The sequence below is a fragment of the Agaribacterium haliotis genome (assembly GCF_002312815.1).
Lineage (GTDB): Bacteria > Pseudomonadota > Gammaproteobacteria > Pseudomonadales > Cellvibrionaceae > Agaribacterium > Agaribacterium haliotis.
The window spans coordinates 83,313-109,675 of sequence record NZ_NKQJ01000011.1; the positions used below are offsets into that span (position 1 = coordinate 83,313).

Annotated in this window: 24 protein-coding genes; 10 read left to right on the plus strand and 14 right to left on the minus strand. The window is 49.7% G+C overall.

Translation table 11 applies throughout. The annotated features are described in order from the left end of the window. Positions 1-59 precede the first annotated feature (59 nt). The 3 genes from CFK45_RS13475 (at position 60) to CFK45_RS13485 (ending at position 2,201) form a co-directional block, all read left to right on the plus strand. Complete coding sequence (locus tag CFK45_RS13475) at positions 60-1,025, plus strand: TRM11 family SAM-dependent methyltransferase (protein WP_096086969.1); 966 nt, start codon at positions 60-62, stop codon at positions 1,023-1,025. Then, complete coding sequence (locus tag CFK45_RS13480; RefSeq protein ID WP_096086970.1) at positions 1,022-1,603, plus strand: TetR/AcrR family transcriptional regulator; 582 nt, start codon at positions 1,022-1,024, stop codon at positions 1,601-1,603. Before CFK45_RS13475 ends, CFK45_RS13480 begins: the two co-directional genes overlap by 4 nt. A 103-nt stretch (positions 1,604-1,706) precedes the next feature. Further along, entirely contained in the window at positions 1,707-2,201 is a 495-nt protein-coding gene (locus tag CFK45_RS13485) for a hypothetical protein (RefSeq protein ID WP_096086971.1), read from the plus strand. 111 nt (positions 2,202-2,312) lie between these two features. On the opposite strand, the gene ntrC is transcribed toward CFK45_RS13485, so the two are convergent. The 3 genes from ntrC to CFK45_RS13500 all read right to left on the minus strand — a co-directional run bounded on the left by ntrC (position 2,313) and on the right by CFK45_RS13500 (position 5,597). Continuing rightward, complete coding sequence (gene ntrC / locus CFK45_RS13490; RefSeq protein WP_096086972.1) at positions 2,313-3,728, minus strand: nitrogen regulation protein NR(I); 1,416 nt, start codon at positions 3,726-3,728, stop codon at positions 2,313-2,315. Further along, positions 3,721-4,785 carry a nitrogen regulation protein NR(II) gene (glnL, locus tag CFK45_RS13495; protein WP_096086973.1) on the minus strand — a complete coding sequence of 355 codons (1,065 nt, stop codon included), beginning with the start codon at positions 4,783-4,785 and terminating at the stop codon, positions 3,721-3,723. The genes ntrC and glnL overlap by 8 nt, the downstream gene beginning before the upstream one ends. Positions 4,786-5,063: 278 nt before the next feature. Beyond that, positions 5,064-5,597 carry a DUF4124 domain-containing protein gene (locus CFK45_RS13500; RefSeq protein WP_096086974.1) on the minus strand — a complete coding sequence of 178 codons (534 nt, stop codon included), beginning with the start codon at positions 5,595-5,597 and terminating at the stop codon, positions 5,064-5,066. Between the two features lie 131 nt (positions 5,598-5,728). Here CFK45_RS13500 and CFK45_RS13505 point away from each other — a divergent pair, with 131 nt between their 5' ends. Then, the gene (locus CFK45_RS13505; protein ID WP_096087081.1) at positions 5,729-6,010 is read left to right on the plus strand and encodes an Rdx family protein; all 282 of its coding nucleotides are present in this window, start codon (positions 5,729-5,731) and stop codon (positions 6,008-6,010) included. 246 nt (positions 6,011-6,256) lie between these two features. Here the strand turns inward: CFK45_RS13505 and glnA are convergent, their stop codons facing one another. Beyond that, positions 6,257-7,663, minus strand: coding sequence for a glutamate--ammonia ligase (glnA, locus tag CFK45_RS13510; protein ID WP_096086975.1), 1,407 nt, complete (start codon positions 7,661-7,663; stop codon positions 6,257-6,259). A gap of 392 nt (positions 7,664-8,055) precedes the next feature. Here glnA and thiI point away from each other — a divergent pair, with 392 nt between their 5' ends. Continuing rightward, positions 8,056-9,516, plus strand: coding sequence for a tRNA uracil 4-sulfurtransferase ThiI (thiI, locus tag CFK45_RS13515; RefSeq protein WP_096086976.1), 1,461 nt, complete (start codon positions 8,056-8,058; stop codon positions 9,514-9,516). Between the two features lie 16 nt (positions 9,517-9,532). Continuing rightward, complete coding sequence (locus CFK45_RS13520; protein WP_096086977.1) at positions 9,533-9,979, plus strand: hypothetical protein; 447 nt, start codon at positions 9,533-9,535, stop codon at positions 9,977-9,979. A gap of 13 nt (positions 9,980-9,992) precedes the next feature. Here the strand turns inward: CFK45_RS13520 and CFK45_RS13525 are convergent, their stop codons facing one another. From CFK45_RS13525 to CFK45_RS18500, 5 genes are all read right to left on the minus strand, one after another. Continuing rightward, positions 9,993-10,613: a hypothetical protein gene (locus CFK45_RS13525; RefSeq protein WP_096086978.1), complete on the minus strand. Its 621-nt coding sequence runs from the start codon at positions 10,611-10,613 to the stop codon at positions 9,993-9,995. A 74-nt stretch (positions 10,614-10,687) separates the two neighbouring features. Beyond that, positions 10,688-11,707 carry a glutamine synthetase beta-grasp domain-containing protein gene (locus CFK45_RS13530; RefSeq protein WP_096087082.1) on the minus strand — a complete coding sequence of 340 codons (1,020 nt, stop codon included), beginning with the start codon at positions 11,705-11,707 and terminating at the stop codon, positions 10,688-10,690. Positions 11,708-11,982: 275 nt separating this feature from the next. After that, complete coding sequence (locus CFK45_RS13535) at positions 11,983-12,750, minus strand: PP2C family protein-serine/threonine phosphatase (protein WP_096086979.1); 768 nt, start codon at positions 12,748-12,750, stop codon at positions 11,983-11,985. A gap of 24 nt (positions 12,751-12,774) precedes the next feature. Beyond that, entirely contained in the window at positions 12,775-13,716 is a 942-nt protein-coding gene (locus CFK45_RS13540; protein ID WP_096086980.1) for a serine/threonine-protein kinase, read from the minus strand. A gap of 90 nt (positions 13,717-13,806) precedes the next feature. Beyond that, positions 13,807-13,971, minus strand: a complete 165-nt coding sequence (locus CFK45_RS18500; RefSeq protein WP_158224707.1) for a hypothetical protein — start codon at positions 13,969-13,971, stop codon at positions 13,807-13,809. A gap of 91 nt (positions 13,972-14,062) precedes the next feature. On the opposite strand from CFK45_RS18500, the gene CFK45_RS13545 reads away from it, so the two are divergent. The 4 genes from CFK45_RS13545 (at position 14,063) to CFK45_RS13560 (ending at position 18,720) form a co-directional block, all read left to right on the plus strand. Continuing rightward, complete coding sequence (locus CFK45_RS13545; protein ID WP_096086981.1) at positions 14,063-14,335, plus strand: acylphosphatase; 273 nt, start codon at positions 14,063-14,065, stop codon at positions 14,333-14,335. A 183-nt stretch (positions 14,336-14,518) separates the two neighbouring features. Next, positions 14,519-16,339, plus strand: a complete 1,821-nt coding sequence (gene typA / locus CFK45_RS13550) for a translational GTPase TypA (RefSeq protein ID WP_096086982.1) — start codon at positions 14,519-14,521, stop codon at positions 16,337-16,339. A gap of 178 nt (positions 16,340-16,517) precedes the next feature. Next, a complete protein-coding gene (locus tag CFK45_RS13555; protein WP_239923687.1) occupies positions 16,518-17,078 on the plus strand; it encodes a DUF924 family protein in 561 nt (186 codons plus the stop codon). Positions 17,079-17,358: 280 nt separating this feature from the next. Next, entirely contained in the window at positions 17,359-18,720 is a 1,362-nt protein-coding gene (locus CFK45_RS13560) for an RICIN domain-containing protein (protein ID WP_096087084.1), read from the plus strand. Between the two features lie 65 nt (positions 18,721-18,785). On the opposite strand, the gene CFK45_RS13565 is transcribed toward CFK45_RS13560, so the two are convergent. The 5 genes from CFK45_RS13565 to CFK45_RS13585 all read right to left on the minus strand — a co-directional run bounded on the left by CFK45_RS13565 (position 18,786) and on the right by CFK45_RS13585 (position 26,325). Beyond that, positions 18,786-20,528 (minus strand): alpha-amylase family glycosyl hydrolase, encoded by a 1,743-nt coding sequence (locus CFK45_RS13565; RefSeq protein WP_096086983.1) that lies wholly within the window; start codon positions 20,526-20,528, stop codon positions 18,786-18,788. A 91-nt stretch (positions 20,529-20,619) separates the two neighbouring features. Further along, positions 20,620-21,843, minus strand: coding sequence for a glycosyltransferase family protein (locus CFK45_RS13570; protein ID WP_096086984.1), 1,224 nt, complete (start codon positions 21,841-21,843; stop codon positions 20,620-20,622). Between the two features lie 9 nt (positions 21,844-21,852). Then, a complete protein-coding gene (locus CFK45_RS13575; protein WP_096086985.1) occupies positions 21,853-22,635 on the minus strand; it encodes an HAD-IIB family hydrolase in 783 nt (260 codons plus the stop codon). Further along, positions 22,628-23,527 (minus strand): phosphoribulokinase, encoded by a 900-nt coding sequence (locus tag CFK45_RS13580; protein ID WP_096086986.1) that lies wholly within the window; start codon positions 23,525-23,527, stop codon positions 22,628-22,630. Before CFK45_RS13580 ends, CFK45_RS13575 begins: the two co-directional genes overlap by 8 nt. Before the next feature lie 140 nt (positions 23,528-23,667). Further along, positions 23,668-26,325, minus strand: coding sequence for a response regulator (locus CFK45_RS13585; RefSeq protein ID WP_096086987.1), 2,658 nt, complete (start codon positions 26,323-26,325; stop codon positions 23,668-23,670). Positions 26,326-26,363: the final 38 nt, after the last annotated feature.

Consider the following 26,363-nt stretch of genomic DNA (forward strand, 5'->3'; position numbering starts at 1 on the left):
TTTTGGAAAAGTAAACCCGCCAGTGTATTATTGCCGTCATTGAATAGGGGAAGAGCTCCATGACCGATATTGCGATACAGATTTCACCCGAAGCGCGCTCTGCCTACTTTGCGGACTACCGCGAAGTGGCGAGGGCCGAAATCGAACAGATCGTGCCGGAGGCAGAGTTTGAACTGCTTAGCTACGGCGATCTGAATTTCTTTAGCACAGCAAAGACGGCGTCACTGCCTCTTAACTTGTTACAGCGCTTGAGTTTTGCCCAAGGGCTCTACGACAGAGACGGCGACCTGTTTCGGCCACTTGCTCTTGAGCACAGTTATGCGCTGCACGAGGACTTTGTCTTTGGCAGCAAATTTAAAGGTAAAACCAATGAGCGCTTAACCCAGCTGTTAATTAATTTGGCTCTGGCTGAACTACAGCGCTCGCCGGGCGACAAAATAAAGCTGCTCGACCCGATGTGTGGCCGCGCTACAAGTTTGCTGTGGGCTATGCGCTATGGCCTGCAAGCTCGGGGCATAGAGCAAGACAACAAGGCGCTTGAGGATGTGCGCCGCAATATAAAAAAATGGTGCAAAATACACCGGCAAAAACACCAGCTCAACGAGGGCTGCATTGGCAAACGCAAGCGCGGTGGCGAAGGTAGTTTTTTGGAATTTTCTGCCGAACAACAACGCATGCAATTGCTTATCGGCGATGCGCGCAACGCGCCGGAATTATTAAAAAACGAAAAGTTCGATATTTTGCTCAGTGATCTGCCCTATGGCGTACAGCATATGGCGGCTGAAAGCAGCCGCAATCCACTCGCTGTACTTGAAACTTGCGCCAGTGCTTGGTTGCACTGCATAAAAAACGATGGTGTTCTTGTTTTAGCTTTTAATAAACTTAATCCAAAACGAAAAGCTTTGATTGATGTATTTGAAGCTGCGGGTTGGCAAGCTTTAAGTTTTAGCGCAGCGCACCGAATGAGTGAGTCGATAGTACGCGATATTGTGATCTTAAAGCCTGCCTTAGGTAAAGCCGCATGAAATTAAGTGAACAAAAAAAGCAGGCTATTGTTGAGGCGGCAATTGAGTTGTTTTCGGAGCAGGGTTTTGCCCGCACTCGCATGGATGATATTGCCGATAGAGCAGGTGCCAGTAAGCGTACCGTGTATAAGCATTTCTCTAATAAAGAGCACCTTTTTTTCCATATCGTAGATTTAATGATGATCTTGTTTGCAAATGAAAACGAGCTGAATTTAGAAGATCTTGATGAAAAATCTCAATTGGCGGCATTAATACGCCAACAAATAGATATTTTGTGCTCGGAACAAATGATACGTTTAAGTCGTGTAGTATTAGCTGCAACTTTAAATAAGGATGTTGATATGACCGAGGTGCAAGCCAGGTTAAATAAGCCTGAAGCTGCACTTAGGCGTTGGCTGGAAAAGCAAATTGCCGATGGGTTTTTAGCTGGCAAAAGTGCAGAAGAATTTGAATTGAGTATTTTATCTACTATTAAAGGCAGGTTTTTTTGGCCGCAACTGGTAGGTTATATGCCGGCACCCTCTAAGCAGGAAAAATGTAACGTAATAAACGATATAATTACATTTGTAACTAAATAAAGTAAGTAGCATCCAGTTGAATGGTTTGCAGTCGTAGGTTCTGCTGTTTTAAACCATAGTGAGGTTGACGATGGGCGTTAATCTCGACAACAAAGGATGTAGTATGAAAAAACTTATGGTTGTTGCTTTGGCTGTTGTTTCGCCAGGCATGTTGTCTTCCACAATGGCCGCTGAAGTTGGCATTGGTGTGAGTGTTGATCGCACCAACCAAATATTTATCCCGATTGAAGTAAATCCGTCTTTGCGCATTGAGCCCTACCTGCGTTATACCGTGGGCAATGAAGAAGACGATTACCGCAGCGCGGACCACAGGCACTTAACAGTGGGTGCTGGGCTTTTTGGTAAAAAAGAACTGGAACAAAATTTTAATTTTGTTTACGGCGCTCGTGTCGGTTATGTTGAAACATCAGAAGACGGTGACGGTTATGAAGTTACGCCGGCTGTATCGCTTGAGTATTATTTGATTCCGCGCCTTTCGTTTGCCGGTGAGGCGAGTGTGAGCTATAGGCGCTTAGATGACTCAATTGATTTTGACAGTCGCTTATATGAAGAGCGGACCGATACGCAGTCGAAGTTTATGGTGCGCTTCTATTTTTAAATAGACAGAGCTTAGCGATCACTCCTGTAGTGATCGCTAAGCATATTATTGTGACTTTTTTGTGGGTTTTTATTGAATAAGTACGGTTAAGCGTTGCTAAAATTAGTTTGCTTAATCCTCATCCGCTGAGCTCATGCCGAGCTCTTTAAGTTTCCTGGTCAATGTATTTCGGCCCCAGCCTAATAAATTGGCGGCATCGCGTTTGCGCCCGGCAGTGTGCTTGAGAGCCGTTTCAATTAAGGCTTTTTCAAACGTGGGCACCGCTTCACTTAAAATATCGCTCTCACCACGGCCGAGCGCTTGGTCGGCCCAGTGGCGCAGGGCTTTATCCCAGTCGCCGGCGGGCGCTTCCACACTTTTGCTGACTTTAAGTTCCGGTGGCAGATCCTGAATATGTACCTCGCGGCCAGAGGCCATAACGGTAATCCAACGGCAGGTATTTTCTAGTTGGCGCACATTGCCCGGCCATGCGAGGCCGGCCAAATATTCTTCGCTTTCCGGGGTTAAGATTTTAGGTTCAACACCGAGCTCAGAGGCTGCTTTGTGTAAAAAGTGTTGGGCCAGGCGCGGAATATCTTCGCGTCTATCGGCGAGCTTGGGCAGATGAATGCGAATAACATTTAGGCGGTGAAATAAATCTTCGCGGAATAAGTTTTTCTCGACCAGGCCTTCGAGGTCCTGGTGGGTGGCGGCAATAATACGCACATCTACTTTAATTGGCGTGTGGCCGCCAACACGATAAAACTCGCCATCGGCTAAAACACGCAAAAGGCGCGTTTGAGTCTCGGCGGGCATATCACCGATCTCGTCGAGAAATAGTGTACCGCCATCACTCTGTTGGAAACGGCCGATGCGCTGGCCTCCGGCTCCGGTGAAGGCACCTTTTTCGTGGCCAAAGAGTTCGCTTTCAATTAACTCCTGTGGAATGGCGGCCATATTCAGGGCGATAAATGGGCCGTCTTTGCGCGGGCTGTGATTGTGCAGGGCGCGGGCAACCAGTTCTTTACCGGTGCCGCTTTCACCGTTGATTAATACGGTGATATTACTCTGGCTCAAGCGGCCAATTGCGCGAAACACCTCCTGCATGGCCGGCGCCTCGCCGATAATTTCGGCATTCTCAGCCTCCGGCGCTTCGCTGAGTTCGCTGCTTTGCTCGTCGGCGTGAGCGAGGGCACGCTGGGTTACAGCTACTGCTTCATCGACATCAAAGGGTTTGGGCAGGTATTCAAACGCGCCGCCCTGGTACGCATTGACGGCGCTGTCGAGGTCGCTGTGGGCCGTCATAATAATGATCGGCATATCCGGGTAATTTTCGTGCACTTTGCTGAGCATGCTCATACCGTCGGTGCCGGGCATGCGCACGTCGCTGATAATGGCATCGGGGCGGCTGCTGCCGAGTTGGCGCAAGGCGGCATCACCGGAGTCAAAACTCTCGATATCTATGCTGCTTTGTTGTAGGGCTTTTTCCAGTACCCAGCGAATCGATCTGTCGTCATCTATGATCCAGACTTTGTTGGCCTTACGCATTTGCAGTTCCCAAAGGTAAATACATTTTAAATTCTGTGTTGCCGGGTATGCTCGATACTTCGATCAAACCCTCGTGGCGGGTGATTAAATTTTGTGAAATCGCCAGGCCCAAGCCCGTACCTTCCGCGCGGCCGGTAATCATCGGGAAAAAAATATCTTCAACCAGCTCGGGTGGAATGCCCGGGCCGTTGTCGATAATGCTGACTTCGGCAATCAGCCGGTGATTTTTTCGGCCTATGGTAAAGCGGCGGCGTATGCGAGTTTTTAGGGTGACACTGGCGTGATCAATTTTGTTTTCTTCAAGGGCCTGAACAGCGTTGTTAACGATGTTGAGTGTGGCTTGAATCAGCTGCTCTTTATCGCCGAGCAGGTCGGGTATGCTCGGGTCGTAATCTTTGTTCAGTCGAATGCTGTCGGGCAGATTTAAATTGGTGACTGAAGATACGTGCTCAAGCACTTCGTGAATATTGACCGGGCGGTGGTGCACGGGTTTGTTGGGGCCGAGCATGCGGTCGGTCAGGCGCCGAAGCCTGTCGGTTTCGTCGATGATAATTTTGGTAAATTCGTCGAGCTCGTGGCCTTCGAGTTCACGCGAAAGTAGTTGCGCCGCGCCGCGTATGCCGCCGAGCGGGTTTTTGATTTCGTGAGCCATGGAGCGAACCATATTGTTGGTTGTCTCCTGTGAGGCTATCCAGGCTTCGTCACGGCTGATGCGCAACAGGCGATCGAGAGCCTGGGCTTCAAGTACCACGTGATTTTCATCCTGATCGGGGGTGACGCTGTAGTCGACCGTCATCTCGCGGGCGTTGGCCAGCTGCCAGCGCGCGCGGCGCTTGGTAAAGTTCACCCCGCGCGACAGCGCATCTTTGATGCTGTAGGGCGTGTCGTCGCCCTCGGCAAAATAGTCGCCAAAATTGGTGCCCTGAGTGTGCTGACCACTGATGCGCAGCATGTTTTCTGCGGCAGCGTTCATATACAAAATACCGAGATCGGCATCGAGTACAACGATGGCGGTCAGTAGGTTGTCCAGAACTTTGTCGAAATGTGTTGTCAGCATATAAGTGCACCAATGTGTGAAGCGGGTTTTGCAAGAACCAAACCAATATTGGGCGCTGCATCTAAATTGAGCAGAGTGCGCGCGCGGCAACGGTGCGAATAGCGATACTTATCAATAAAGTATTTAAAAAACAGCAGCTTAATCTAAAAATTTCGAAACTCAGAAAGCGCTTATAGAGTGTTTTAAGCGCAGCAGCTAAGCCCTGACGTTAACGGCTAGCCCCATCATAGTTCAATTTTTCGGGCCTTGATAGCCGGGCTGCACCAAGATTGTGCTATTTATTGCGGTAACTGAACGGGTCGGAGCCCGCTGCCGCTGGGCCGGATAATGTGCAGGCGCACATTGGGGCTTTGGGCGATGGTGCGTCGATCTTTATCGAGCAGGTGAATATGGAAACTGTGCTCGCCGCGATGAGGTAAGCGCAGCGCGAGGCCGACCTGGCTGCCGTAGGCAAAATCGCCGACAACCTCGTGATCCATCCACAGTTGCACGCGCGAGATTAACTTTGCGTCGACGTTGCTTGTCCATTCAAATACCAGGTGGTTGGTCTTTGGGCCTATGCTCTGGCCATCGCTCGGCGAGGTAATTTTTACCGTTAGCGGCTCGGCTTGAATCGGGTCGCTAGTGCTCGGCTGAGGCGAGGGAACGTCGATGGATTTTGCGGTGTTTGTTTGCGGTAAGTTAATACTCTGGCTGTCTTCACTTGCTGTGTCGCTGAAGCGCTTTTTACCGTCGGCATCGGTGGTTTCGTAGATCTGAGCCTGGGCAGTCAGTGCAGAAAAAAACGCGAAAGGCATAAGCAACTTGAGCATCGTTAATCCGTAAACGTGGTGGGTTAGCAGTGGCTGTTTTAGTTATTGTCGATGCCGCAGAATCATTTGTCGAGCGCAGCTATTAAAATATCCTATTGCCGTTTTTAACTGTTACCGGGGTTGAACAATCAATGAGCAACAAAGTTGAAATACATTATTGCCGCTTGTGTCAGTGGTTATTGCGCAGTTCATGGATGGCCCAGGAGCTGCTCACGACCTTTGCTGAAGAGATAGAAGAGCTCAGCTTGAGGCCGGGTACGGGCGGCATATTTCAGATATACGCCAATGGCGAGCTGGTTTGGGACAGAAAAAGAGACGGTGGTTTTCCCGATGTGAAGCAGCTCAAGCGCTGTGTGCGCGACGTTATTGCGCCGGAGCGGGAGCTTGGTCATGTCGATAGCAACAAAGCTTAAGTTGCCGTTTTTGAGCCTTAAGTGAAAGGGTAAAACAGGCTCTGAATTGCTTTGCCAATGCAGATATAGGCAGCTAAGCCTCAGAACTAAGCCCCGGCAGCTAAGCCTCAGAAATAAGCCCCAGGGCATGGATTGACGGGCACCCTAAGAAGAAGTCTAGCTATGCCCTTTTTGCAGGGGGCCAAAACCAACTGAGCAAGCTTGCACGGTTACTATCGCACCTTGCTCAGTTAGTTTTGAACAAAATTAAACGCTGTAATACATATCCAGTTCAATTGGGTGTGTGGTCATATTTAAGCGTTCTACTTCTTCGGCTTTAAGTGCGATGTAAGCGTCGATGGCGTCGTCGGTAAATACACCGCCGGCGGTGAGGAAGTCTCGATCAGCATCGAGTGCTTCCAGAGCTTCTTCAAGTGAGGCGCAAACGGTCGGGTATTCAGCCAACTCTTCTGCGGGCAGATCGTAGAGATCTTTATCGGCGGAATCGCCGGGGTGTATTTTGTTTTTAACACCGTCGAGGCCGGCCATTAGCAGTGCCGCAAAGGCCAGGTAGGGGTTGGCGGTTGGGTCTGGGAAGCGAGTTTCAATGCGCTTGCCTTTGGGGGCCGTTACATAAGGGATGCGGATAGAGGCCGAGCGGTTGCGAGCGGAATAGGCCAGAATAACCGGCGCTTCAAACCCCGGAACCAGGCGCTTGTAAGAGTTTGTCGAGGCGTTGCAGAACGCGTTTAACGCTTTGGCGTGTTTGATAATACCGCCGATATAAAACAGCGCGGTTTCGCTGAGGCCCGCGTAAGCGTCGCCGGCAAATTGGTTGACACCGTCTTTTACAAAACTCTGGTGTACGTGCATGCCTGAACCGTTGTCACCGACTATGGGTTTGGGCATAAATGTCGCGGTTTTGCCGTAGGCGTGAGCGACATTGTGCACGCAGTACTTAAGGATTTGCACTTCGTCGGCTTTTTTAACCAGGGTGTTGGCACCAACGCCGATTTCACACTGGCCGGCAGTGCCCACTTCGTGGTGGTGAACCTCAATCTCAAGGCCCATTTCTTCCATTGCCGCACACATGGCGCCGCGAATATCTTGCAGGCTGTCGACCGGTGGTACCGGGAAATAACCGCCTTTGACGCCCGGGCGGTGGCCCATATTGCCGTCGTCAAAACTGTGCTCAGAAGACCAAGCCGCTTCTTCAGAGGAAATCTTGTAAAAAGCGCCGCCCATATCTGAGCCCCACTTTACATCGTCAAAGACAAAAAACTCGGGCTCCGGGCCAAAAAACGCAGCGTCACCGAGGCCGGTTGATTTCAGGTATTCCTCTGCGCGCGCAGCGATAGAGCGCGGGTCGCGTTCGTAACCCTGGCCGGTCGAAGGCTCTACAATGTTGCAGCGCACAATCACTGTCGGTTCATCGGTGAACGGGTCGAGCACGGAGGCGCTGTCGTCCGGCATTAAAATCATGTCGGATTCGTTAATGCCTTTCCAGCCGGCAATTGAAGAGCCGTCAAACATTTTGCCTTCTTCAAAGAAGTCCTCATCCACTTCAGAAGTGGGGATGCTGACGTGTTGTTCTTTACCTTTGGTGTCGGTGAAGCGCAGGTCGACCCAGCGGGCTTCGCTCTCTTTGATCAGGGTGAGAGTGTTCTCAGACATTGGTGCAGTTCCTCCAGCTAGGTTCTAGCCAAGATTGGTGAAGTTGTGGCGCTATGCGTTTTATAGCTTTGTTTTAGCAGCGTTTTAGCTGCGTGCAATGGTAAAGCAAAGCCCGGATGCTGTTAACTCATTCAGGCGCCAAGTGGCGCAGCTTTGATGCTGCATCAAATCACGCTCAATAACTGTCTGCAGTAGGGCATTGGCTTTGGGCTGGCGCGCTTGGTTCTTAGCCTAATAGTCTGCCGCGATGGGCCCGCTAGCAACGGCGCCGGGCGAGTGTGGGTGCTGCTTTCTGAATTGAGCGCTGTTTAAGCTTGTTTAAAACTACGCATGGCTTTTTAACTTAGGTACTATAGCCGGCTCCAGCTAGCCCCATCTTCACTGTAAGTTTTATGCAATATATCGTTCGCCTTTTTCCCGAGATCATGATTAAGAGCAAGCCTGTGCGCAAGCGCTGGTGTAAAAAGCTCACCGACAATCTGCGCATCCTTGCGCGGCGCATCGATGAAAAGGCTTCAGTTGTGCTCGATTGGGATCGCATCATCGTGCGCAGTAAAGGCGCGGGTGAGCACTTGGATGCGCAGCTCAGCGCGATGTTGGCGTGCACGCCGGGCATTGCCCATTTCACCCGGGTCAGTGCCCACAAGTTTGCAAGCCTCGACGATATATATCAGCTGACTTACGACTACTGGCAAGACAAACTCGATGGCCGCACCTTTTGCGTCAGAGTTAAACGCAGCGGTCAGCACGACTGGAAAAGCATCGATATCGAGCGCTATGTCGGCGGCGGTTTAAATCAGCATACAACTGCTGCCGGAGTGCGTTTAAAAGACCCGGATGTGACCGTGGCGCTGGAGATCAAAGACGACGAGCTCTACATTGTAGAGCAGCGCACGGAGGGGCTTGGAGGTTTTCCTCTGGGCACTCAAGATGAAGATGTTTTGTCTTTGGTAAGTGGTGGTTTTGATTCGACGGTTGCTTCGTATATGTTGATGCGCCGGGGCATGAAAACACATTTTTGTTTTTTTAATCTCGGCGGCCGTGAACACGAGCTTGCAGTTAAGGAAGTTGCGTTTTACCTGTGGAACAAATTCGGCTCTTCGCACCGGGTGAAGTTTATCAGTGTGCCTTTTGAAACTGTTGTTGCGCAGATTTTAGAGCATGTCGGCCCGGCGAATATGGGCGTGGTTTTAAAGCGCATGATGTACCGCGCCGCAAGCCAGGTTGCCGAGCGGGCAAAAGTGAATGCCATTGTCACTGGCGAGGCGATTTCTCAGGTTAGCTCGCAAACCCTGCACAACTTAGCGGCGATTGAAAAGGTTACCGACAAGTTAATTCTGCGGCCGTTAATTTGCATGGATAAGCCCGAGATTATTGATCTCAGCCGAAAAATAGGCACGGAAGAGTTCAGTGCGGCGATTCCGGAATACTGCGGAGTTATATCGGTCAAACCTTCGTCGAGTGTAAAAATGCACAAATTGCTGGCTGAAGAAGCCCAGCTTGATTTTTCCGTACTCGAAAGCGCTATTGCCAATAGTCGCGCGCAGAGTATTGACGAGGTGATGAACGATATAAGCCCGGAGTCAGGCGAACTTCCGTTGGTCGGCGAGGGCGATGAGCAAGACTATATTGTGCTCGATATTCGCCACCCCGATGAAGTAGAGCAAAAACCGCTGGCGGTGAAACAGCTAAAACTAATGCCGTTTTACAGTTTAAATAGCCGCATTCACGAGCTCGATAAAAACCAGGCTTACGCGCTTTACTGTGACAAGGGGGTGATGAGCCAATTGCACGCTGCTCATTTACAAGAACAGGGTTTTGCGAAGCTTGCTGTATATAAACACGATAAGTAAAAAATACGGATTAACTATGGGTTTAACACGCAAGCAGCAGAGCATCGTTGTTATTGTCGCCGCTATTTTGATGGTGTCGTCGAGCGTATTGACCCTGGTATTTACCGGTGCGCTTAAATTAAATTTTGGCGCCGAGCGCGATACCGGCCATAAAAATATTACCTTTACCGACGCTAATATGGCCTGTGAGCAAACAGTTGAAGATGAGTTCTCCGGGCGTTTAAAGACCTATTTTGTCGACAGCCACAGCTCGCGCTACGATCACAATAGTTTTTTGTACAAGATTTTTCTTGAGGCCGATGTTGTCGCCGATGGCGGGCGTGTTGCCCAGGTTTACGTTGTCTGTTTTGTTGATGCCGGTGACGGCAACATTGACAAGCTTGAGTACCTTGAAAAAAGCGATGCGCCCAAAGGCCAGGCAATACGTAAAGGCGGCGATAAGTTTATTGAGTGGCCACAGTAAGCGCGCTGCGATATCAGCGGGTAAATTTCCCCAGCGCTAGACTAAAGGTCACTAAGAGTCGCGACTGGCCGTCTTGGGCGAGGAAGTAGTCAGCGTTTATTCCTGCACCAAGGTATTTTCCGAAACTGATAGAGCCGTTCAGTGGAATGCCCAGCATCGTGCCTTCGTTATGATTGCAGTAATAATTGCTGTGATCGCCAAATAACTCGCTATCTGCGTTAGATGTTTTTTGACAGTCAAGGCTCCAGTCGCCTTGCATCAGGCCAAGGCCGATACCGGCGTCTGTATTCATCCAGCGATTGCTATAGCTCCACAGCCTGCTAACGCTAATAATATCTACCTTTGGATCCAGGATTTCTTCTGTGACTTTATCCATATAGGTTTCGTTGCAGAAAAAACATGTGTGTTCTTCAATATGGCTGTATCCAAGTCTCCAGCCTCGAGTGCCGTCAGCGATTTTAATGTGGGCGGAACCGCCGTTGTAGGAGAGCCCAGCTTCTACCCAGTAGCGATCAAACGCCGGGCTGGCTGCTGCGGGAAGAGTTAAGAGCGTTAGGGGAAAAATGATAAAGAGCTGGCGGAGCTTCATAAATTTGTCGATGTCAGCAGTTTTTATTGTTATTTGTAAGTGCACTTAGCTCTGTTGTTAAGTTCATAAAAAAGCCGGGCAATGCCCGGCTTTTCATAAAACAACTTAAGTCGCTTAGCTTATTTAGCCATAGCTTCTTTAGTAGTTTTAACGATTGCAGCAGCAACCTTGTAGGGATCCGCGTTAGAAGCAGGACGACGGTCTTCCAGACGGCCTTTCCAGCCATCTTCAACAGTGCCAACAGGGATACGGATAGATGCGCCGCGGTCAGATACACCGTAGCTGAACTCGTCGATGGCTTGAGTTTCGTGCTTACCAGTCAGACGCTGGTGGTTGTCTGCACCGTAAACGCTGATGTGACGCTCGATGTTTTTACCGAACTCTTCACAGATCTTGGTGAATACAGCTTCGTCGCCCAGGTCACGCATTGCGCCGTTAGAGAAGTTAGCGTGCATACCAGAACCGTTCCAGTCAGTGTCGCCGAGAGGCTTAGGATGCCACTCAATCGCGTAACCGTATTTCTCTGCAGTGCGCTCGAGCAGGTAACGGCCCAGCCAGATTTCGTCACCAGAGCGCTTGGCGCCTTTGGCGAAGATTTGGAATTCCCACTGACCGGCAGCAACTTCAGCGTTGATACCTTCAACGTTCAGGCCAGCTTCCAGACACAGGTCCAGGTGCTCTTCGATGATTTCACGACCGAAAGCGTTTTTGCCACCTACTGAACAGTAGTAAGGACCTTGTGGGTCAGGGAAACCGCCAGCAGGGAAGCCGGGAGGACGGTTAGTAGTGGTGTCCCACAGGAAGTATTCTTGCTCAAAACCGAACCAGAAATCGTCGTCGTCGTCAGACTCGTCGATGGTTGCACGGCCGTTAGAGGCGTGAGCAGAACCGTCGGCGTTCAGTACTTCGGTCATTACCAGGTAAGCGTTGGCGCGATCTGGATCAGGGATGATGGCAACAGGCTTCAGCAGGCAGTCAGAGTCGCTGCCGTCGGCTTGCTCGGTAGAGCTGCCGTCGAAAGACCACATAGGACACTCTTCGAGAGTACCGCCGAAGTCGTTACGAACCATAGTTTTGCTGCGCAGGCTTTGAGTTGGGTGGTAGCCGTCAAGCCAGATGTATTCCAACTTAGATTTCATCTTGAGTTTCACTCCAATGGGTTTTATTGATTGACGAGGTCGTGCCTTGTCGTTAATGGGATCTTCATGGCAATTATTGTTCCAACTATTCTAAAGTGGCGCTCACACTTTGGCCAGCGCCCTTAAAGGGCGCACATAGTCTGCTCTGCGGGCGAGCGACATATAAGCTGCTGACGCTGTCTGCAGAGCAGCAAGGAAATAATAAGCGAAAGTGGTGCTCAATATTGGTGCGTATCGGGTTTTTGTGCTTCATTTTGGTGTGCTTGTTGGCTGGCTTAACCCTGCTCCGTATCGACCACAATAACGCTGATATTATCCCGGCCGCCGTTGTCGAGTGCTCGGTCTAATAAACTGGCAGCGGCGTCATCGACACTGCCCAGTGCGAGGCGAGTGTGCATGTCGGCAATGGATACCCCATTGTAGAGCCCGTCGCTGCATATTAGATAGCGATCGCCGGGCTCAAACGCTGCGTGGCGCAGGTCGAGCTGCAATGTGCTGTGCACCCCGACGGCGCGTGTCAGCACATTCGCCGATGGGTGAATTGCGGCCTGTTCTGGCGTCAATTCGCCGCGCGCGCACTTTTCTTGGGCAAGGCTGTGGTCCTCTGTCATCTGCTGCAGCTGACCTTGCCTCAAGCGATAAATGCGACTGTCGCCTGCCCACAGGAAAAAACAGTGGTGACCGTAGACAAACAGTGCAGCGACGGTGCTGCCTATGCGTTTGCCGCGAAATGCGGTGCGGCACTGTTCATTGCAGGCCGCAAGTTGTTGCTCGAGCTGTTTAACACTCGCGGCGAGCCTGTCCTGCCAGCAAAACTGCTCAAAGGTTTTGATAACGGCTTTGCTGGCGTAGTCGCCGCGGCTGTGGCCGCCCATACCGTCGGCAATAACCCAAAGGCGCAAGCTGTCGGCTTGTAAAAATGCATCTTCATTGACGGGGCGAACCCGGCCGATATGAGTCAGGCCGGCGCTGAGCCAGTGTTTGCCGTCGGCGCGCGAGTCGCTTTCTAAGTTGTGCAGTTGTTGTAGGTCTATATCAGCCATGTATGTCGTAGTTTGCGCTTGTTATTACCAGCCACTTTGCAGTGAGCGAACCAGCTCATCGGCCGATCTGGGCCTGTTTTGCGCGTCTTTTTGCAGGCAGCGCATGCACAGCTCGGCGAGGTTGTCGGGAAGGCGGGCCTTGCTCACTGTGCGCGGATCAGCCGGCAGTTCGTCGCGAACTTGCTGCAGTAGAGTCTGCACAATTTCACCTTGAAACGGGGTGGTTCCGGTCAAAGTTTCATAGAGTACGGCGCCGAGGCTGTAGATATCACTTTGAAAGCTGATGCCTGGGTCGCGGTCGATCTGCTCGGGAGACATATACATTACTGTGCCCTGCAGTTTGCCCTGACCGGTCATGCCCTGTTCGGCGTCGGCTTCGTCGATGGCTTGCTCATCTTCGCTGAGCGCGGCATCTTTGTGCCAGACCTTGGCCAGGCCCCAGTCGAGCAAGAGAATCTCTCCGTAGGGGCCTATCAAAATGTTATCGGGTTTGATATCTCGGTGCAGAACGCCGCGAGAGTGCGCATAGGCTAGCGCGCGAGCGACTTGCATGATGACATCCATAAGTTGGCTAAGGTCGTAGCGCTCGCGGTAGTTTAATACTTCGCGCAGGGTATAGCCGTGGATAAGCTTCATCGTGAAATAGAGATTGCCGCGCGCATCGCGGCCGAGCTCATAGGTCGGTACCGTGTTCGGGTGCTGCAGCAGTGCGCTGATGCGAGCTTCGCGCAATAGGCGTTTATTCTCAATAAGGTTGTCTTTGAGCTCGGGGCGCAGGGTTTTGTAGCAAACGGTTCGGCGCAGGTGCAGATCCCTGCAGCTCTTAATTAGCGATTTACCGCCCGTCGCAATGGTGCTGAAAAAGGCGTAGCGCGTTTTGGGGTTGAGGGTTTCGGGCAAGGTGGCATCGGTATCTTCAATAAAGAGCCTTGCTTCACTTGTATCTTGTTGTTGAAATTCCAGCATGCATCAACCTTTAGCGCTTTGGGTTGGGCTCGATTCTATACTGAAATTAGCATTTGGGCAGTTTTGCTTTTCCTGCACGCCCTTGTCTGTTTATTCTCGCTGTTGTTTTTGCCTGTTTTTTAGTTGCTGCTGGAGCTTTTTGAGCTTGTGTTTTCTGGCTTTGCTCTGTTTTTTCATGTACTGAATATAAAGCCAAAGCAGAGCGGCCATGGCGAGGCAGGCGAGCATATAACTGCCGTAGTTTGAACTGTCCATAAGCGTTAGGGCCTGTCTACACTAAAGTCTGTTACCACAAATTCACACGGTCGGCTTTTGTCTTGAAAGCCAAAGCTGCGAGCACCTCACTATGCCAACACGTCGTTATTTGATTCAAGGGAAAGTACAGGGTGTATTTTTTCGCGCAAGCACGCAACAAAAGGCCAATGAATACTGTATCTGCGGCTGGGTGCGCAACCTCAGTACCGGCGATGTCGAAGTTGAGGCCAGTGCCACCGAGCCGCGGCTCGAAGCGTTTGAGGCGTGGCTGCGCAGAGGGCCAGAGAGCGCTCGGGTCGATGAGCTGTCGGCGCGCGATGTCGACGAGCTTGAAAAGCCCGCCGGTGGTTTTGAAATTCGCTAGTGAATGCTGACAGATACGGCTTAGGGCCGCTCGGTCTTCGCGCAGTTGGCACGCCAGTTTTTCTACGTGCTCGACAAGTTTAATAACTTTCATTGAACACTCTCAAAAAAGCGTACTTTTTAATCACTGCTCGGCTATAATGCGCGCCCTTTGACGTATCTGCCGGACCTTGAGGCCCATCCTGTGATTGAAAATCTACGCAATATTGCCATTATCGCCCACGTTGACCACGGTAAAACCACCCTCGTCGACAAACTCCTAAGCCAGAGCGGTACCCTCGATCGCAAAGATGAAGGCGCCGAGCGCATCATGGACAGCAACGATCAGGAAAAAGAGCGCGGCATTACCATTCTCGCCAAGAATACTGCGATCCAGTGGAACGACTATCGCATCAACATCGTCGACACCCCGGGCCACGCCGACTTCGGCGGTGAAGTAGAGCGTGTATTGTCGATGGTCGATTCCGTATGTTTGCTCGTAGACGCGGTAGACGGCCCCATGCCCCAGACCCGCTTTGTAACCTCCAAAGCGTTTGAGCAAGGTCTGAAGCCAATTGTTGTTATCAACAAAATTGACCGCCCCGGCGCGCGCCCTGACTGGGTGATGGACCAGGTGTTTGATCTGTTTGACAGCCTCGGTGCGACCGAAGAGCAGCTCGACTTCCCTGTGATCTACGCTTCAGCCTTAAACGGCATCGCTGGCGATGATCCGGAAGCCATGGCTGACGATATGACGCCTCTGTACCAGATGATTGTTGACCAGTGCCCAGCGCCACAAGTAGACCCCGAAGCACCGTTCCAGATGCAGGTAAGTGCCCTCGATTACGACTCTTACGTTGGTGTTATCGGTGTTGGCCGCATCACCCGCGGTACTCTCAAGCCAAACCAGCAAGTTGTTGTTAAGAGCGCAGATGGCAGCGAGCGTAAAGGTAAGGTCTTAAACGTTAAAGGTTATCTCGGCCTTGAGCGTATCGACACCGAGCTGGCCACCGCCGGTGACATCGTTTGTATCAACGGTATCGACAAGCTCAGCATCTCTGACACCCTATGTGATCCCGAAAACATTGAAGCTTTGCCTGCGCTGAGTGTTGATGAGCCGACCGTAAGCATGACCTTTATGGTGAACGACTCTCCGTTCGCTGGTAAAGAAGGTAAATTTGTCACCTCGCGCAATATTAAAGAGCGCCTTGATCAGGAGCTGATCCACAACGTTGCTTTGCGTGTAGAGCAAGGTGATACGGCGGATAAATTTATTGTCAGCGGCCGCGGTGAACTGCACTTGTCTGTACTGATCGAAACCATGCGTCGCGAAGGTTTTGAAATGGGCGTTAGCCGCCCGGAAGTTGTTCAGCGCGAAATCGACGGCGAGATTCAAGAGCCATTTGAGTCTGTTGTGATCGACGTTGAAGACCAGCACCAGGGCTCGATTATGGAAGAAATCGGCCTGCGTAAAGGTGAGCTTAAGAATATGGAGCCAGACGGCAAAGGTCGTGTGCGCCTCGAGTTTATCGTGCCTTCGCGCGGCCTGATTGGTTTCCGTGGTCTGTTCCTGACCTTAACTTCCGGCTCGGGCATTATGACTTCTATCTTTGATCACTACGGTCCGGTTAAAGGTGGTGATGTAGCTAAGCGCCAGAACGGTGTATTGGTTTCAATGGTGAAAGGCAAAACCCTGTCTTACGCCCTGTACACGCTGCAGGATCGCGGCCGCCTTTTCCTTGGTCACGCTGTTGAAGTGTATGAAGGCCAGATTGTCGGTCTGCACAGCCGCGCCAATGATCTGGTGGTTAACCCAACTAAAGGCAAGCAGCTGACCAATGTTCGCGCTTCTGGTACCGATGAGGCGTTAACGCTGACACCACCTGTTCGCCATACCCTTGAGCAGGCGCTTGAGTTTATTGAAGACGACGAATTGGTGGAAGTGACGCCAGAATCCATCCGTCTGCGCAAAAAACTACTGTTAGAAAATGAGCGCAAACGCGCAAAGAATGCAGCGGCGAAATAAACGTTGTAGCATAAGAGGGGCTTAGGCCCCTTTTTTTACGCCTGAGTTTTGACTGCGGCTCCAGGGAATGGGGGACAAGTAGCTGCGCTTCAGCTGTTGCTCCAAGCCGTCGGTTTTATTTCCCTTCTGAACAGATGATAAATGGCAGTGCTTTGTATTTGCTGCGGTTTGTCTAACTATGAATAAAAATAAAGTAAGGCTTATGTATCAGGACATTATTAAATTTTGGTTTGAAGATAGCGATCCGTCGCTTTGGTTCGCCACTGACGAAAGTTTTGATAGAGATATAGAAATCAGTTTTGGAGAGCTGCATAAAAAGGCTGCCCGCGGTGAACTAAGCGGCTGGCGTGCAACTGCAGAGGGTCGACTGGCGGAAATTATTTTGCTCGATCAGTTTTCGCGCAATATTTTTCGCGGTAAAGCCGAAGCGTTTGCCTACGACAACCTCGCCCTGGTGTTGGCTCAAGAAGCCGTGCACGTCGGGGCGGATATGCAGCTTGATGTAGCAAAGCGCGCGTTTATTTACATGCCGTATATGCACAGCGAAAGCCAGCAGGTACACAAAGATGCCGTGCACCTTTTTTCTCAGGTTGGCATGGAGAGTAACCTGGAGTTTGAGTTGCGCCACAAAGAAATTATTGACCGTTTTGGCCGCTACCCCCACCGCAACGCTGTGCTTGGCCGTGAATCGAGCCCGGATGAACTGAGTTTTCTAGAGCAGCGCGGCTCATCTTTTTAATTGTTGTAAGCCGCCCGCACAAACTAAAGCGGGCGCAATATCCTACATTCTGGGTCGTTGGCACGACCATCTATCGGTTTTTTCTTTGATTTAAACATCAAATATTTGTTTTGTTGCATTAAATGCTTGCCTATTTTTTCACTTTGATTAAAGTCTGAGCACTCTGTATGCATGCATTATTGCTGTGGCGATATTGAGCTGTTATCGCAAATACGGAGCCGCCACTGCTGTTTACGGCTGGCGGAATAATAAAGATAAAAATCAAATTAAGGATAGGCTCATGAACAAGCACTCCCTCGCGTGCCTGACGGCACTGTCAGTTTTGTCTTTTAGCCCCACGGCTTTAGTCAACGCCTACGACTGGGACAATGTAGCGATTCCAGCTTACGCCGGTGACGGCAAACGTTGGCAACTGCAGCCCCAGTACAGTGATGATTTTAACTACAGTGGAAAAAACGCCACGTTCCACAGTAAATGGAAGGATGGCTATTTTAATAATTGGACGGGCCCAGGGCTCACCTATTGGAAAAAAGACCACAGTAATGTAGCCGGTGGCGCCTTGGTGCTGCGGGCAAGTCGCCACGGTAGTGACAGGGTTGGCACAGGTGTAATTACCTCAAAAACAAAAGTCACGTATCCCATTTTTATGGAGGCGCGCATTAAAGTTAGCAACTTAGAGTTGAGCTCGAATTTTTGGCTGTTAAGCGACAACGATCAGCGCGAGATAGATATACTCGAAGTCTATGGCGGAGCCAGAGACAGTTGGTTTGCAAAAAATATGTCGACCAACTTCCACGTATTTTTCCGCAACAGTGATAACAGCATCAAAAGTGATTACAACGATCAAACACACAACCAAAGCAATGGTTATTGGCGCGATGGCTACCACCGTTTTGGCGCTTACTGGAAAAGTCCAAGTGACGTGACATTTTATATCGACGGTAAAAAAACACCGGATGGTTCATGGGCTCAAGCCGAGATGTTTGATAAAGACTACACTCGCACTTATCTCGACAAAAGCCGTTACAACATGAATCAGAGCATGTTTATGATTCTCGACATGGAGGATCACGAATGGCGCTCGAGGGCGGGCAATGTCGCAAGTGATGCGGACCTGGCCGACAATAGTAAAAATCGCATGTATGTTGATTGGGTGCGAACTTATAAGCCTGTTGCAAGCGGCGATGGTGGCCCCAGTGGCGGCACAACACTGCCACCGAATGACTGGACTAACCTAAAAATGCGCCACAGTGCAAAATGTATGGATGTTGCCTACGGCGCAAGAACAAACGGCTCAACCTACCATCAGTGGGCCTGCAATCAAAACAATGTGAACCAGGCCTTTAAATTCACCAGTGTCGGTGGTGGTTATTACACGATTAAAAGCCGGGTGAGTAATTTGTGTATGGACTTAAGCGCAGGCAGCAGTGCCAACGGCGCAAAAGTTCAGCAGTGGTCTTGCAATAGCAGTAACCAAAATCAACATTGGAAAATTGTCGATAAAGGCGACGCCTGGTTTGAATTGAGAAGCCGCAAGGCCAATAAGTGTTTAGATGTTGCCGGTAAATCAACGAAAAACGGCGCAGATTATGTGCATTGGGCCTGTTACAACGGGCATAATCAACAGTTTCGCTTTCACTAGGTGATATGTGGTGCGGCAGTTTTTAAATATAACTGCGGCACCACCGTTCAACCAGCTCTGCTGTTTTAAGCCACTTTATTACTCAGCCAAACAAAAGCGTAGGGGGCCAGTTCAAGGTCTTGATGTAGGTCGTCGTATCGTGTGCCGCTAACCAGATCCGTCCACGAGTCGAGGCTGATTAGGTTTATGCTCGACAACGGAATGCTGATTTTTTCATCGCTGATATTGTGGATGCAAAAGATGCTTTGATCTCGCTTGAGACTTTGCCGCCAAAAACCAAATACTTGATCACCCAGGTGCAGGGTAAATTGTGTTGCATTCGGGTGGAAGGCACTCTGTCGCGAGCGAAGCTCGAGCAAAGTTTTCATTTGGTTAAAGACTTTACTGTGGTGGCTGTTGTTATCGTTAAGTTTTTCACCGAGCAACTGCCTGTCCCATTTGTAGCGGTTTATGGCGCGATTTTGTCCGCTTAGCTCAACGCCTTCGTACCAGTTTTGCCCACCGATTAAGCTCTGAATATAAATGGCAGGTACGCCCTCCAGGCTCATCATAATTGCGTGAGCGCAGATAAAACGTTGCACTTGCCACTGATCGGGGCCTTTACTGGTGCCGGCCATTGCATCGAAGTAGGTGATATTAATTTCGTAGGGTTTACTTACTCCGTTGGCGGCACTGCGCCAGTTAATACGAGCACCAAACTGTTGCATGGCATTGACGACGGTGCCTATATCTTCCTCGTTGAGCAAGCCTTCAGCTGGCCGTAAACCAATACCATCGTGAGATGAAAGGAAGTTAAAATAAAAAGTCCCTAGCTGGGCTGGTGGCATGCTCATTTGCCAGTATTTTAAGTGCTGGCTATTGCCCGTTACCATCGCGTGTAATATCAGCGGCGGTAGGCTGAAGTTATAAACTGCGTGAGCTTCGTTGGCGTTGCCAAAATAGCTTAAGTTTTCGTGATTCGGAATATTTGTTTCGGTAATAATAATGGCGTTGGGGCTGTGGTGCTCAATTAAACTGCGGAGCAGGCGCACGATTTCATGGGTTTTGGGGTGGTTGATACTGCTATTGCCAACTTCTTTCCAAACAAATGCCACGGCATCGAGCCTGAAGGTCAAAATACCCTTGTCGAGATAAAATTTAATAATGCGAGTAATTTCTGCCAAGACCTTTGGGTTGGAGAAATTTAAATCTACCTGGTCGTGACTAAATGTGCACCAGACATGTTTTTTCCCGTCCAGCGTTTCAACTTCTCGCAGCAGTGGTGATGTTCTCGGACGAACCACCATGCTTAAATCGTCTTCGGGGTCGGCTTCAAAAAAGTAATCGAGACCCGGGTGTTTACGCTGTTTAAAATTATCAAACCAACGGCTTCGGCTGGAACAATGATTGACAACTAAGTCGCCCATCAGTGTGCACTCTTTGGCGATGGCTTCGATATCTTCCCATTCGCCTAAACTATCGTTGACCTGCACATAATCAATAACGGAAAAACCGTCGTCAGAGCTATAGGGGAAAAAAGGCAGTATGTGTATACCTTTAATAAAGGGCGACAGTTCACCTCGATAAAATTCCAGCAAGCTCTGCAAAGGTTTTTTACCGTGCTCTTTAATCGAGTCACCGTAGGTGATCAAATACGAGTCTTTTTCATCCCAGTGGCTCTCGTGGAATGCCGGTTTTTGGCAATCTTCACTCAGGCCCATAATATCGATAAGTTCGCGCATTAAAGCCGTGTTGTCCCTATCTTCATAAATAAAGTTAAGGTGGCTTTCGACAATAAATTTTAGTTCGTTCTGCAGGGATACTGTCATGCTAATTCTATCTGGCAGTTTATTGGGTAAATCAATAGGCGCCGGTGGCGGGCCTATTGATTGAGTTTCATTGCTATCAACCGGCCCTGGTTTAGGATGAAAATTCCTTCATATCCGCATCTACCGCCTGATAAATTCGGGTCAGTACATCCGGTACGGCACTGCTAACGCGGTTCCAGCTGGGTACAAAGGGTTTTTCCATCGGGTTGTCCAAAAAGCTTTGTCCTGCTTCCAGGATGTTTCTGGCAAAAAGCTCGACGGCCTTTTCCTCGTTGTGGATATCAAAGTTCAAGCCATTCATGCGCGCATCGTTGTAATAGGTTTCAACAAAATCGAGGGCGATGCGAAAGTAAGTTGCTTTAATTGAGCGGAAAGTTTCGCTGTTAAAAACAACACCGTTAGTTGCGAGTTTTCTAAACAGGGCCTTGCTAATATCGATGCTCATTTTGCTGAGGCCCTTGGCGGCATCGTCGGCGCTGAGCTCCTGGTGCTTGTGATCGTAAACGTCGGCAATATCAGCCTGACACAAACGATTATTGGCATAGTTGCGATTCATTTCAGACAGCACGCCTATTTCTAGCCCCCAGTCACTTGGAATGCGTATATCTGTCATGACATCGGCGCGGAAACTAAACTCGCCGGCGAGCGGGTAGCGGAAGCTGTCGATAAAATCTAGGTAGGGGCTGTGGCCAATGGTGCGCATTAATGCGCGGATCAGTGGTGTCACCAACAAACGGCTAACGCGGCCGTGAATTTTTTGGTTGGCAACTCGAGCGTAATAACCTTTGCAAAACTCGTAGTTAAAATTGGGGTTAGCTACTGGGTAGAGTAAGCGCGCAAGTAACGATCTGTCGTAGGTGACGATGTCGCAGTCGTGTAAGGCGATGCTTTCCGTTCTGCCCGAGGCGAGAGTGTAGCCCATGCAGTACCAGACGTTGCGCCCTTTACCGGGCTCCATTGGCGACAGGCCTTCTTTTTTCAAGGTGTCATCGATTTCGCGAAGTCGCGGCCCGTCGTTCCACAGAACTTTAAAATTTTGATTAAGAGGCTTAAAAAACTCGAGCGCATGTCGGTATTCAGCTTCAGAGGCTCTGTCTAAGCCAATAACGATTTCTTCTAGATAGTCGACCTTGCTTAGTTCTTGCACAATGTTCAACAAGGCATCACCTTCAAGCTCACTGTACAAAGAAGGCAAAATTAGCCCCATAGGTCGCGACTTGGAAAACTGTTTAAGTTCAGCCTCCATGTCTTCAAGTGGCCGCTGGCTAAGATTATGCAGTGTTGTAATAATGCCATTCTGATAAAAGTCGCCCATGGTTTATCCTCAGTTTAAAATTTTATTTATTGCTTCGCGCCAGCCTTGCGGCCCTTCAGCTTCCGTGTGAATAAGTTGTTTTTCCGTTTTAAAGTCAGGGAATTTATGAGCCGGGGAGCGCACAAGTACAGCGATATCGGCAACCCGAAGCATATCCAGGTCATTAAAACTATCGCCGAGACAGATTAGTTGTGAAATTTGGCTGTTGTAATAGTGTTTATTGAGTTCGACTAAAGCCTTGCCTTTGTCACTTTGGCCAAGCACGTGATAAAAGCGGCCACCTTTTAGCAAACGAAAGCCGGCATCTTCAACGGCGAGCTTAAATTCGGCCAAGTTTTTATCGCTGTCTAACCACAGTAGTGGTTCAGAGTAGTCGCGTTTGGCTGAGCGTTCGGCGCTGCTTAGGTCGAGCCCGGTATGTTGTTGGATGTCCTCGATACTCCAATCGCTGTAGCCTTCAAACTTCCATGCGTGTTGCTTTTTAAGTTGTTGAAGTTTTTCGACGATATGTTTTCGTTCGGCACCGAGCAATAAACTATCAAATTTATTGTTTTGTTCAGTTTGAGGAATAAACACGGCAGAGCCGTTTTCAACAATAAATGGGGCGTTGAGTTGTAGACTTTGTTGCAGCTCAATTACTTCGGAAAAAGTCTTACTAGTGTTGATGACAACATCAATGCCGAGCTGCTTGGCTTGTTTCAGGCTGGGTAAGGCCGCTTGCCAGCTGTAGCTATGGTGATCTAGCAAAGTGCCATCGAGATCTGTGGCAATTAAGGTGTTGCTGTTATTCATAGTTATTTGTGCTTAGCGTTTGCACGCGGTGATTGGCGTCGAGTTGCAGTACCCAGTCAGCTTTACCCGGCAAGCTTACAAGACAATGACGAGTCAGGCGCTCGTAGTGGTTAATAAAGTGACGCAGGGCTTTTTTGTCTAAAAGTTGTTCGGTACTTTGGCCGCTGTCACAAAGTTTTTTTCGTAGCTTTTCTTCTTGCAGGGCGCGCCATTCATAGACACATTCAAATGAGGGCGCTTGCAATACAACTAGTTTATCGAGTTTGCTAAATAGCTTTTTATATGGGCCCGCCAGAGCCTGATTGACCGCGTGGCGCCAGCGGCCGTCAGTGTCTTCCTGTGTTTCAAGTTCGTTGAGTGCTGTTTGCAGTTGTTGTTCAGTTTGGGCTTCGACACCAACACACCAGCCTTCAAAAATGACAATATCTATTGGGCCACTGACACTGTCCCACTGGGTGGCGGCTTTTCTATCGTCGCTGGCTTTGTCAAAGCGAGGCAGTGCAAGTGTTTGCCCGCTTTTTAAGTTTATTAGCTGGTCGAGACTGTTACAGGCGAGCTCAACATCGTGGGTGCCCGGTACACCTCGAGTTTTAAACAACGGGTGCAGTTGCCGGGCGAGCTGTTCGCGCTCAGCTTTTTTGAGGTAGACATCATCAAGAGACAGCGCAGCGCAGCGCAGGCCGTGCTCGTGTTCAAGCAGGAATTTTAGAAAAAGAGCCAGGGTGCTTTTGCCGGAGCCCTGAGAGCCCTGCACACCGAGTATATAATTGCCGCTTTTGGCGTGTTCGGCCAGTGCCGAAGCTAAGGGGCGATAAAATTTGTCTACCTGAAGCGCAAAGGAGTCGGGTAGCCCCTCTTGTTTTATCAGTTCTGAGATCGGGCTTTGCATCATTTTGGGGCCTTAGACCGCATCCGTTTGACAGGGTTGTGCTCTTTATTGGTGCTCATCTTGGCGAACTTTCTTTCCGTTAAGCCAAAACGCGCCGAGCTTGCATAGCTATCAGCAAATATTGAACCAAACTAGGGCTGCAGTTAAGAATTAACTTGCTTGAGCAGCTCAAGCAGTTCCTTTAGTTCAACTGGTTTACTGAGGTAGAGGTCCATACCCGCCTGCTCGCAGAGTTCTTTGTCCCCGGATAATGCGTGAGCCGTGCAGGCGATGATGGGAATATTTTGACAGTGTGCGCCGGCCAGGCCTTTGCGGATTTGCCGGCTTGTCTCGTAGCCGTCCATAACTGGCATTTGGCAATCCATAAAAATTAGATCGTAGCGCCCCTGCTGTTTTAATGCGGCCAGCGCCAGGGCGCCGTTATCAACACTATCACTTTCAATACCTAAATCCTCAAGCATAAAAGCCAGAGTTTGTTGATTGATGCTGTTATCGTCGACGATCAGTGCTCGCTGCTGAGCGACTTCAGTTTGGGCGGGCAATGTTTCCGTTGCGCGCTCAGTAAATAGCTTTGTTAAGCTGTGATGTAAGGTGGCTGCGGTTGTTGCTACCTGTAAGAACTGGATGTTTTTGTAAGCCTTCATTTGCCTTGTAAAGTCCGACTCGGCATCTCTGCTATAGACAAGCAGAGCTTGGCTGGCATCAAAACCAAGGCGATAGATCAGGCGCTTCAGGCCCCCGTGGCCGAGATGTTCATTGGCAATAAGCGCGTGATATTGGCTGAGTTTGATTTGCCCCTGTTCTGCGAGCACGGCTTCTGCACTGAAGTGAGTGACAGCCAGGCCCCAGTGTTTAAGTTGTTCGGCAAGTTGTGCGCGGGCTTGTTGGTTGTCGTCGATAACAAGTAATTTTTTATTTTGAGCAAAGGGCTGCAAGCTGTTGTTGTCGTCGTAAACGATATGCGTATCGAGCTCAACTTCAAAACTTGCGGTAAAACAGCTGCCTTGACCGAGTTTGCTCTGTACGGCGATATCGCCGTGCATGGCTCGGCAGAGTTTGCGGCTGATGGCCAGGCCCAGGCCTGTGCCTCCGTATTTGCGTGTAGTTGAGTTATCTACTTGGCTAAACTCATTAAATAAATCTGGAATCTTTTCTTCGGCAATGCCTATGCCGGTATCACTTATTTTCACCGACAGCCTGCAATAAGTGTTGCCGTTATCGTGTTGTTTGATGTTGTCTTGTTCGATACTGATTACTAAACCGCCGTGCTTAGTGAACTTTACGGCATTGGAGCACAGATTCAGTACCACCTGGCAGATGCGAACAAAATCGCCCTTTACATCGGGCACTAGGTTTTCTGGCGGTTTTAGTTGCAGGTATAAGGCTTTGCTGTCACAACTACTTTGTACATTTGCGTGAATGCGGTTGAGTAGTTGGTAAATAGAAAAGGCGCAGTGTTCAAGTTCAACTTTGCCGGCTTCGAGTTTGGAAAAGTCGAGGATGTCATTGATGATGGCCATTAAATGGCTGGCACTTAGGGATATTTTTTCAACAAAACCCTGTTGTTTGCGATTTAGCTCACTGCGTTTGAGCAAGCTGGTCATACCGATAACACCATTCATAGGCGTGCGTATTTCGTGGCTCATATTGGCGAGAAACTCAGATTTAATTTTTGTAGCTGACTGAGCTTGTTGCAGGGTAAGTTCGAGTTCTCGGTTCTGCTGCTCGAGTTTCAGTGTTTGTTGTTTAACAAGTACTTGCAACTGATTTTCTCGCAGTTTGGTATTTCTAACCTGCCATGAAATAAAAAGAGGCAGTAAAAACATAAATACGGCCAATACCGGTAGCGCCGGTTCCTGGAAAGCTGATTCAGGTTTATTGTCAAAGCTGTATAGGCGCCAGTTCTGGCCATAGAGATCAAAGTCGTAGGCGCTGCTTGCTGCCTGTTTATCCAAGCTGTTGTTGTTAATGCGATTGTCGGGAAACCAGTACTGGTTGCCGGCAAAATCGATTAGGCAAAATGAAAATCGATCCGCTGGGTAATTGGCAAGTTGTTGTTGAAATATATGCTCGATGGCAATACTGGAAAAAATAAAACCATCGTAGTTAGAGCTTTGTATTTGGCCGGCTTGGTAAATGGGGGCAAAAAATTGAAGCTGGGGCCGGTTGAAGTCATCGCTTGCCGAAAGTATTGGGCTGGATATTGCGGTCTGCTTGTCAAGTACTCGCTGTATATTCTTGTGCAAGGGGTTTTTGATACCAATATTTCGGCCATAAAAAAATGCTTTGTTACTCGTGGGCAAGCTGTAGGCGATAACGTTTATTTTTCCCTGGCTCGGGTCGAGTTTGATTGCTTCACGACTTCGGTGGTCGTAGTCAAATATCTCTAGATCGCGAAAAACTTTGTCGCGGTTCTGACGCAGTTTATTTTGAACCTGTTCTGCATTGATTGCCGGTGCATGAATCAGCCAAGTCAGCCGTTGCCAATTGAGATCGTTCTTGTCAAAAAGCAAGGAGACAAACTGTTCGAACTCTTCATGGCTAACCCATTCAGAGCTTGAAAAATAGCTTGCGATGACACCGACTCGCATGCCCTGAAGTTTAAGCGCCGCTTCGATGTCGGTGCTCAGGCTGAGGCTTAGCTCTTGCTCCTTTTGCTGAAGACGCTGCTGTGCTTGGCTTAAGATAAAACTGTAGAGCAGGCCTGCGATCGCAAGGTCCAGTATCAGCGTCAGCGCAAAGTGGCGGTTGGCTGTGCGCAGGATGGACTGGGCTCGTGTTGAGGCTACTTGTGTTGTCATCTTGCGCGCCAGATAGCGTGTCGCTGTTGCGCGGGCGC